At 70.2% G+C, this 4,047-nt stretch carries 3 protein-coding genes and 1 pseudogene; 3 read left to right on the top strand and 1 reads right to left on the bottom strand.

Features of this window, described 5'->3' with window-relative positions; all coding sequences use genetic code 11:
- Positions 1-402 precede the first annotated feature (402 nt).
- The 3 genes from AWZ10_RS13605 to AWZ10_RS13595 all read left to right on the top strand — a co-directional run bounded on the left by AWZ10_RS13605 (position 403) and on the right by AWZ10_RS13595 (position 3,397).
- A complete protein-coding gene (locus AWZ10_RS13605; RefSeq protein WP_046706309.1) occupies positions 403-1,212 on the top strand; it encodes a glycerophosphodiester phosphodiesterase in 810 nt (269 codons plus the stop codon).
- Positions 1,213-1,701: 489 nt separating this feature from the next.
- Positions 1,702-2,244 carry an ATP-binding protein gene (locus AWZ10_RS13600; protein ID WP_234440962.1) on the top strand — a complete coding sequence of 181 codons (543 nt, stop codon included), beginning with the start codon at positions 1,702-1,704 and terminating at the stop codon, positions 2,242-2,244.
- A gap of 163 nt (positions 2,245-2,407) precedes the next feature.
- Complete coding sequence (locus tag AWZ10_RS13595; protein WP_060891169.1) at positions 2,408-3,397, top strand: DUF5926 family protein; 990 nt, start codon at positions 2,408-2,410, stop codon at positions 3,395-3,397.
- Between the two features lie 255 nt (positions 3,398-3,652).
- Here AWZ10_RS13595 and AWZ10_RS13590 read toward each other — a convergent pair.
- Positions 3,653-4,047 (bottom strand): annotated as a pseudogene (locus AWZ10_RS13590) (hypothetical protein); the annotation flags it as partial.

Raw genomic sequence — 4,047 nt, 5'->3', positions numbered from 1 at the left:
CGGCCGGGGTCGCCGGGGCGGTGGACTCCGCCGGTGCCGCGCTCGGCTCGTGCGCCGGGGCAGGCGCGGAGGCAGCGGGAGTTTCCACCGGCACGGGAGGTGCGGACGGGGCCGGGGGTACCGGGGTGCCCTCGTTCTCGGTGCTCACAGCTTTTCTCCTCGGTCCACGGCTTCACCTTGTCGGCGGTCGACTGTTCTTGGTCGCACATCGGACTGTGCGCAAGTTTTGTATGAGGTCAGCTTTTCCCACGAGCCGTCAGGGCACCATAAGCGGTGCCTGTGGGTCCGGGACCATCCTTTATATGGGACCTATTGGACTAATGGTGCATACTGTGCGTACGAACCCGGTCGTCCACGGTCACCACCCCCACGCGTACCCCGTCACGGTGGCACCATGACGCGGTGACCCACGTACGACAGCTCCCGATTCAGGTCGTCGCCCACCGGGGAGCCTCCGAGGCGGCCCCCGAGCACACCCTGGCCGCGTACAAGAAGGCGATCGAGGACGGCGCGGACGCCCTCGAATGCGATGTCCGGCTGACGGCCGACGGCCACCTCGTCTGTGTCCACGACCGACGCGTCAACCGTACGTCGAACGGCCGGGGCGCGGTCTCCGCGCTGGAGCTCGCCGACCTGGCCGCCCTGGACTTCGGCTCCTGGAAGAACGGCGACGAGGCCCCCGACTGGGAGGTCACCCCCGAGGACCGGGCGGACACCTCCGTCCTCACCCTTGAACGTCTGCTCGAACTCGTGGCCGACGCGGGGCGCCGGGTGGAGCTGGCCATCGAGACCAAACACCCCACACGCTGGGCGGGCCAGGTCGAGGAGCGGCTGCTGGTCCTGCTGAAGCGGTTCGGCCTGGACGCTCCGGAGACGGCCGCCGAATCGCCGGTACGGATCATGAGCTTCTCGGCGCGCTCGCTGCACCGCGTCCGCACCGCGTCCCCGACGATGCCGACGGTCTATCTGATGCAGTTCGTCTCGCCCCGGCTGCGCGACGGGCGACTGCCGAGCGGTGTCGGGATCGCGGGACCCTCGATCCGGATCGTGCGCAACCACCCCGCGTACATCGAGCGCCTGAAGAACGCCGGGCACCAGGTACACGTGTGGACCGTGAACGAGCCCCGGGACGTCGACCTCTGTGTCGAGTTGGGCGTCGACGCCATCATCACCAACCGCCCCCGCGCGGTGCTCCACCAACTCAGCCGCTGACCGCGCCCTCTCCGCCACCGCCCGGCGCCTTCCGCCACCGCCGGGCACCGACGAGCACCGACGGGCACCGACGGGCACCGACGGGCACAGTCCCCGACAACACCGACGCACGATCTCCGAGGACACCACCCAGCCGAGCGCACGGTCTCCGACAAGTTCGAACACACCGGTTCCGACAGCTTCCAACACGTCGTCCGCGACAGCTTCGAACACGCCTCTCTTCACACCTGTGACCATCACGCCGCCCTCCGTCGGCACGGTCGTGCGCCCTTTACGGAGGTAAGAATTCCGCCAAGGTGGCCGGACCGCACCGGAGGACAAGTCGGCATATCGGGGACGAAATTCAGCCACTCGGCTACGGGGAGTGCACCGGCGCGTTCGGTGCGTGTTCGATCGCCGCGAGTGCGTCAGAGCACGTGTTCCGGCCGGTTTCCAGTCCAGTCCAATGGGGCATTCACACCGTGGCGTGGGGCGAAGGAGGTCTCGGGGGTGGCGTTGGTGGTGGCACAGGAGGTGCCCACGTCGTCGAGCATGGCCGTACCCCATGGCCCTGCGGGCGTGGGTGAAGCGAGGCACCGGGTGCGCGATCAGTTGCGCGACGGTGGAGTGGCGGAATCGGTGATCGACGACGCCCTACTGATCCTTTCCGAACTGCTCAGCAATGCCTGCAAACACGGTAGGCCGCTGGGCGACGCGCTGGCCGGTGACGGCGATGTGCGCTGCGCCTGGCGCATGGATCCCACCGGGCGGCTCACTGTCGAGGTGACGGACGGCGGTGGTCCGACCCGCCCGCTTCCGTCCACGCCCTCGGTCACCGCACACGGCGGCCGCGGGCTGAACATCGTCACCGCGCTGGCCGACGACTGGGGCGTGCGCGACGACGCCCGCGGCGAGGTCACGGTGTGGGTCGTCGTCCAGGACGACGTGTACAGAGCCCACCGCCGGGACGACTTCGCGAGCCGGGTGGTCGCTCCCTCGGTCTCCACCGTTCCCGACCTGGACTTCGCGGACGCGTTCGAGGACATGGACTGACCCGACGGTGCTTCAGGTGGTTCGGGCCAGGCGTGCACAACCTGGCCTGAACCACCGGTTCCGGGACGACTCGGGTGCGTTGTCCACAGGGTCCCGTCGGGCGCCGTACGAGCGGCTAGGCTCGCGCGAGTACGAGACGAGCCGTGATCGGGAGACACCCACGATGGCCAAGAAGCGACCCCAAACGAAGGCCAAGCGCCCGCAGGGCACCGGCGGAGTCGGTGCCGCAGGCGCCGATGGGCAGGTTCCGGTTGTCGGCGCGCGCGAGCAATGCCCCTGCGGCAGCGGCCGCCGCTACAAGGCCTGTCACGGCCGGGCGGCCGCCCAGGCGGTGACCGAGCTGGTGCAGCGCCCCTTCGAAGGCCTGCCGGGCGAGTGCCACTGGATCGCGCTGCGCGAGCTGGTGCCCGCCGCGACCGTCGAGCTGAAGCTCAAGGACGCGCTCCCCGAGGGCGTCCCGTCGGTGACGCTCGCCACCGTCCTGCCCATGGCGTGGCCCGCGCTGCGCCGTGACGACGGCTCGGTGCTGCTCGGCCTGCAGAACGACACGGCGTCCGGCGACATCAGCCGCGACCTCGCCGACACCCTCCAGCGTGCCCTCGTCGCCGAGCCGGGGACTCCGGTTCAGGGCCGGCGCGCCCCGGCCGACGGTCCGCGCCTGCAGGACCTGCTCGACCCCGAAGGTGAGTTCGAGCCAGTTGTGCACACGGGCTTCGAGTTCTGGGTCCCGGACACGGAGAGCACGACCCCGGAGGTGACCGCCTCCCTGGAGCGCGCCAACTCCGCGGCGATCCCGACTGTGAAGCTCGCGGGCGTCGACGCGGCGTACTGGTGCGAGACCCCCGAGAAGAACCATTTGCGATGGGTCATGCCGCACGCCGAGGAGCGGCTTCTGGACGCTCTCGCGCGGCTGCACGCGGCGGGGCGCTCCAGCCTCGGTGAGGGCACCCGTCTCGTCGGTTCCTTCCGTGCTCACGGCCTCACCGTGCCGGTCTGGGACCTTCCCAGCGGAATGGGCGCGGACGACATCGAGAAGCCGGCGGCCGAGTTCGCCGAGCGGCTCTCCGCCGCCCTGGCCGACGAGTCCCCGCTCACCCCGGACGAGCGCCGGGCGCGCGGCGGGCTCACCAACCGGCAGGTCACGCTCAGCTGACCGTGCGTACCGGGGCTGACCGGACGGTCAGCTGAGCGAGTGCGTGCGAGATGTGGTGACTCCTGTCACAACTCCCCTACGTGACAGGCAAATTCGTGTCCGAATAGCCGAGATCGAATTTGCGAAGCGCCGATCTCTTGTTACGGTTTCATTAGCCCGGTTGCTGGTGCATCCCCCGTCGCCAGCAACCGGGTTTCTTCATGCCCGGGATCCGGGGCGCCTCCGCTGTACCGATCCCGCTCGGCGTCAACGCCCTTACGAACGCCCTGAGTTGCTCCCTGAGCGCAGCAACAGCGGCCCACCGCCGTCCGGTGCCGCGAACTCCGCCACGGCCGTGTACGCCCCCATTGCGCCCCGCGTGCGCCCCCTGGGCGTCTCGCACACCCCAGGCTCGTCGTGCGCGCCCACGGCGCACTGCATCCGTACGGTGCGCTCGCCGGGCGCCATCATGCTGAGGACCGAACTGAGTTCCCGCCCGGTGGCGTTGCGGTAGTACGTGCGGGCCCAGGTCTGCTCGCCCTGCGTGAGGACACACGTCTGCGCCTCGATGCCGTCGGGGGAAGTGAGTTCGGGGCCGCAGCGGGCGGCGGTGGCGAGACCGAGGCCGAGCGGCGGCCGCGAGGAGCGCGCCGCGTCGTCCGCCGCGTCGG

Origin of the sequence: Streptomyces europaeiscabiei (assembly GCF_001550375.1) — a bacterium.
GTDB lineage: Bacteria > Actinomycetota > Actinomycetes > Streptomycetales > Streptomycetaceae > Streptomyces > Streptomyces europaeiscabiei.
This window is presented reverse-complemented; position numbering and strand designations above follow the sequence as displayed.

Excerpts from the sequence above, each read along its gene's own strand:
- AWZ10_RS13595 (WP_060891169.1), top strand. The coding sequence starts at position 2,408 with ATGGCCAAGAAGCGACCCCAAACGAAGGCCAAGCGCCCGCAGGGCACC.